Genomic DNA, 5252 nt, shown 5'->3' on the forward strand with positions numbered 1-5252 from the left:
CCTTTTTGTGGCCGAAGCTCAAATCAGCAAATCTGTCACAACATACCCGTGCTTCATCGGAGTGTAGCTTGGTGTTACTGGACTTGCTCCGCTTTTGACACTGCTGGCGAATGCCTGATTGGCCGCTCGGAAGCATCATCAGCTAGGTGAATGCGGATCGACGCGTTCGTGCGAGCGATGTGCCGTCGAGCTAAATCGCAATCCGGATGAGGTTGATGGCCGCCGCCGCCGGCACATGCTGGAGATGCGTCTTGGCGGGGCCGAGATAGCGGGAGCGCCGCAGGTGCAGGACTCCGACACCCGCTAAAACTGTACCCGCGATGCCGGTGCGCTGCGAATACTCTCTTGAGAAGGCAGGCTGCGCTTCATGTTCACAAGCCGCCTCAAGGATCTCGTGTTCCTCGCGTAGCCGTAGCGTGATAAGGCGCCGGCCATCCCAGGTGCACTGTGGCTTCAACTGACAGAGTCGACAGTAGGTCACCGAGAACCGAATCCTCAAGGGCGTCCGCCTCTGGTGTAATCGGCCCCGAACTTCGGCTCTCGTGCCCAGCCGGGCAGGTCGCCACTTCCCAGTCCCAGTTAAGAATGAAGGGATTCGTCGCAAATTTAGAGCCGGAGCGAGAAGATGGCCGAGGATTTGCCATAGGCTCAGGCAGCGAGCATCTCGAACTGCTCAGCGAGGGATAGTTGCGAATTGCAGGCATAGTTCGCCTGTCCTTTCCGCATCATGTGAACCATCTCGATGCCGCCCAGGATCACACGGGCGGATGCCATCGATTTGAAGCCGAGCATCGGTCGAACCTGGCGCTTGACGGCGCGATGATCCTGCTCAATGCGATTATTATCGGACATGAATAGGCGCGACACCTCCATCCACTTTTCAGACAGCTGAAGGGTCAGCTACCATCAGCAGCCCGGGATAGGGGTGTCGGGAGCACGTAAGGTGGGCAGGCGGTCGTATCTCATGAGCTGAGAGCTCGCGTTATTGTCTGGCCGTCCCTTCGACTGGCCCGGGTGCGCTGCGTGCGCGGATCCGTAGGTGTCGTGTGACCCACCAGCTCCCAAGGTTATTCAACCCAACAGGAGCAGGAGATGAGGATCATTGCTCTCGATGTCCATCGATCCTTCGCCCAGATGGCGATCCTGGAGAAGGGAATTATCCGGGATGCCGGCAAGATCGACCTCGAACGCAGCCGCCTGCTGCACTTTGCCAAGACCCTGAAGCCTGACGACGAGGTCGTCCTGGAGGCCACCGGCAACACCAGCGCCATCGTGCGCCTGCTGTCGCCCTTCGTGGCCCGGGTCGTCATTGCCAATCCCAACCTGGTGCGGGCCATCGCCTGGGCCAAGGTCAAGACCGACAAGATCGATGCCCGGGTCTTAGCGAAGCTGCATGCGGGCGGGTTCCTGCCCGAAGTCTGGATGCCGGACGAGGAGACCGAGGCCCGCCGGCGTATCACGGCAGAACGCACCCAGCTAGTCGCACAGATGAGCCGGCTCAAGAACCGGATCCATGCGCTTCTGCATGCTCACCTGGTCCCACCTTACCAGGGCAGCCTGTTCTCACAGCGCGGGAGGTGGGGGCCCTCCCGCGCGCCGGGGATCAGCGCCGGGTGATCCTGCGTCATGCCGGTGAGCTGGATCGGCTTGGCGCTGAACTTGCGGAACTGGACAAGAGCCTCGCCCAGAAGGCGCTCGACGATCCGCAGGTCAAGCGGCTGATGACGATCACAGGGGTGAATGCCACGGTGGCCATGAGCGTCCTGGCGGCGATCGGTGACATCAAGCGCTTCTCTTCACCGCAAAAGCTCGTGAGTTACTTCGGTCTCAATCCGAAGGTGCGGCAGTCGGGCGATAAGCCCGCTTATCATAGACGCATCAGCAAACAGGGGCGGGCCCACGCCCGCTCGATGCTGGTGGAGGCAGCCTGGGTGATCTCTGGTGTACCAGGCCCTCTGCGGGCCTTCTTCGTCCGCATCACGAACAAGGGCGGCAAGTCGATGGCGGCCGTTGCCACGGCACGCAAGCTGGCGGTGATCGTCTGGCACATGCTGAGCAAGGACAAGGACTACACCTGGAGCCGGCCGGCGCTGCTGCAGTGGAAGCTGCGGCACCTGGAATTGACAGCGGGGCATCCATCGCACCGGGGTCGCCGGCAAAAGGGATCTGCCGCCGCGTACAGCAAGAAGGCGGTGCGTGAGGCGGAGCGGGAGATGGTCGGCCAGGCCGAAGAAGCTTAACGGCGGTTTGTGGCCACCTGGAAACAACGATCACCAAAGGGGTGCTCGGGTGCCGCCAATGAGGGGCGACGATCCTAAGCTGCGCGGCAGGGTTGCAACCTCACGCCCTGCTCTTCGCTTCGGGGTCACCCGAGCTCCATGACTATAGCAGAACCAGGCCTGCCGATCCACTCGCCGGTGGGCTGCGGCATCCTGCGCGCACTTGCCCCCAAGCGGGCCTGGCGAGCCTCTCGTCACGCCATGACGCAATCAAACCCAGATCCCGCCGCTCAGTCCGGGGACAGCGCCTGCCGCAAACCAACCGGCGATAAGAAAATTGCTCCCACCGACCTCGAAAACGGCTTGTCAAATACATCCGTGAGGTAGGCACTTTGCCTGATCCGGATCGGCTTCAGTTGGCGTCGCGATTGGACCTGAAGTCGGTCCGTTTTATCGCAAGACAGGATCGCCTCACGGAACGGCGTGCCAATCTTCATACTTACAGAATTCCGACGTGTTCATGCGCAACCTGAGTTGCCCTTGTGGCCCAAGCGTTCGGATCCCGACCCAAAATTTCCAAGCAACTTCTTGTGGCGCTGGACGACCCAATCCGCCAAGTTGCGTGCCATGACTCCTCGGCTCTGAGTCTAAAACATTCCCAAAAGTCTCGCCCAGAAACGGTGAAAGATTATCCGCAATCTTAGCTGGAGATTCCTAACGTTCAGGTAAACCATCCTCAAAATCCATAATCTAATTCAATCCTTAAAATGGAGTATAGGCATATAGTCGGAAGTGGTAGTATCTTTTAGCATTAACGATCGTAGAAAATATTCCATACTTTTGTACTCTCAAACCAAGGCCCAACCTGCGACAGCGATGTTAGGCGACTTGGCCGACTGCTCCTACGTGAAAGAGAGTTATGATGGCCACTGCGACATTGACGCCAACCTTTATTGGCAGGATAGGTGAGACAGGGATCTACCGTGTCGATCTACAAAGCAGTGGAATACTGAGCTTAAACGCCGTCATCATTAGTGACGATAACGTCATTTCAGGCGGATCGGGTAGCTTTTCAGGTATTGATATTGATTTTGTGAAGCTCTCGACCAATCTCGCAACCGACGCATCGGCTGTGCCGTCGCTTCTCGCCGAAGAGTCCTTCGATTTTAGCAGAAACGGTGTAGTTTTCGCTCCAGGCTTTCTTCAGCCTTGGAAGAGCGGCGACGATCCGTTGTATAATCAACCCTATCTCTCTGGCACGGACCAGAATTCCTATAACTCAGAAAAAGCAACGTTAGGCCAGCTTGATGGACAAGTCTCCTCCGAGAGTAGAGCTATCTCGCTCGGTGAAGGCGGCCAGCTTACGTTCCTTCTAAACCGTGCGATTTCAAGCGGTGCGAAATACCTGTACATCGGCGATATAGGAGGCGGAAACGATAGGTTCTCGGTGGTCGTCACGGGCGATTCTACCCCATACCCGAACCCGAATCCGACTATACCAGCTCCAAACGGGGTGCATATTATCGGAACACAGGGGAAGGACGTCATAATCCTGGGTCAGGGTATCAATCAGCACCTTGGAACTGGGAACGATACCATTAAGGGTGTCGGAGGCCACGATGTGGTGGACGCAGCGGCAGGTGACGATTGGCTTTATGGCGGTGCGGGCAACGACAAGGTCGCTGGCAACGCTGGTAACGATCGGACCTATGGAGGGACCGGTCACGACACCGTCAGCGGTGGCTCCGGTCACGATTGGGTCTATGGCGATATTGGCCGCGACACGCTTCACGGTAGTTTGGGGAATGACACTCTCAACGGCGGCGTAGGTAACGATGTGCTTTACGGCAATGCTGGCCGAGATATTTTCGTGTTCAACACCACACTCGGAACGTTCCGTTCTGATCGCAAGGTCAACTTTGACACGATTAAAGACTTTAATGTCCGACACGATAATTTTTGGCTCGACAATGCTGTGTTCAAGAAGGTTGGGAAGGGCACTCTTTCCAATCCCAAACAATTGAACAAAGAGTACTTTGTCGCTGGAAGCGAAGCCCATGAAAAGGATGATTATCTGATCTACAATAAGAGGACAGGTGTTTTATCGTACGATTCGGACGGCTCCGGCTACAAAACGGCTGTAGAGTTTGCTCAGCTGAAGAAGGGGCTTGCTCTGACCTATAAAGACTTCTTCGTGATTTGAGTAACTGTCTGGAAAGTCCGGATTGGCTCAAGTTGAGGTAGGGTCGGGCTTACTGAGCAGGCTGTCGCCTTGAGAACGTTAGAAGGACTTTGAGCGGCGCTATGCCTCCAACACGACGGACCGGAAAAGGTGCAGATCAAAGCTATTCTGCTCCAGCCCGTTGATCGGGGACGCAAGCCAACGTAACGTCCTCCGCGCGATCCTCATCGGGGCGGCCACTGGCTGGCTGCGGCTGGCGCTTGTCACCACACGATTTCGGACTATGGCAGGCGGCTTGCGGTTCCCTGTGAATTGTGTGTTCCGCGTGGTCGTCCAACCTCTCATGATATCGCACTTATATTCGACTTGGGAGTCGGTTAGGCGAGAGGCGCGTCCCAAGGCCCTTCAAGAAGCCAAATCGTCAAGCTACCGCAAACAGTGGGAGAGGACGGCTTCGATGCGGCTGATGACCAAGCTTTCATCTACGAGCGATGAGGCTGACTCGCTCCGGACTCAGAATCTAGGAGCCCATCTGGATTACCTCGGCGTACTCTATCGTTAGTACAAAATGATTCCTGCTTCCCTTGATGTCTGGACCTATGGTGATCGGAGCTTCCGAAAGAAAGCGATCCCAGCGCACCGGAATCCGCCAATCAGTGAACCTAATTATGCTGTTTTTGTCCTGGGTGACGAGTTCAGAAATCCGCGCTCATAGCCCCATTCACTCCAGGTACCGGCAAGGAAAAGCAACTCGGCTGTCAAAAGGAGTTTTCATCGTTGCGACTATCGAGTGGACGGTTCGCTTTGTGGAGACGCATTACAACAAGTTGCGGCGGCGTCATCTTGGTTCG

Annotated in this window: 2 protein-coding genes and 3 pseudogenes; 2 read left to right on the plus strand and 3 right to left on the minus strand. The window is 56.6% G+C overall.

What is annotated here, in order from left to right; translation table 11 throughout:
• Positions 1-190: 190 nt before the first annotated feature.
• Positions 191-481 (minus strand): transposase, encoded by a 291-nt coding sequence (locus JQC81_RS31835; RefSeq protein WP_203275772.1) that lies wholly within the window; start codon positions 479-481, stop codon positions 191-193.
• 167 nt (positions 482-648) lie between these two features.
• Positions 649-843, minus strand: a pseudogene (locus JQC81_RS31840) (DDE-type integrase/transposase/recombinase); the annotation flags it as partial.
• A 249-nt stretch (positions 844-1092) separates the two neighbouring features.
• Between JQC81_RS31840 and JQC81_RS31845 the strand changes: the two are divergent.
• Positions 1093-2318 (plus strand): annotated as a pseudogene (locus JQC81_RS31845) (IS110 family RNA-guided transposase).
• A 275-nt stretch (positions 2319-2593) separates the two neighbouring features.
• Here the strand turns inward: JQC81_RS31845 and JQC81_RS34590 are convergent.
• Positions 2594-2695: pseudogene (locus JQC81_RS34590) on the minus strand (IS6 family transposase); the annotation flags it as partial.
• Between the two features lie 446 nt (positions 2696-3141).
• Between JQC81_RS34590 and JQC81_RS34090 the strand changes: the two are divergent.
• On the plus strand, positions 3142-4422 hold the full coding sequence (locus JQC81_RS34090; protein WP_281400478.1) for a calcium-binding protein: 1281 nt from the start codon (positions 3142-3144) through the stop codon (positions 4420-4422).
• Positions 4423-5252: the final 830 nt, after the last annotated feature.

The organism is Microvirga arabica (assembly GCF_016811235.1).
Classification (GTDB): Bacteria; Pseudomonadota; Alphaproteobacteria; order Rhizobiales; family Beijerinckiaceae; genus Microvirga; species Microvirga arabica.

Coding starts and splice junctions, on each gene's coding strand:
- JQC81_RS34090 (WP_281400478.1), top strand. CDS start 3,142: ATGGCCACTGCGACATTGACGCCAACCTTTATTGGCAGGATAGGTGAG.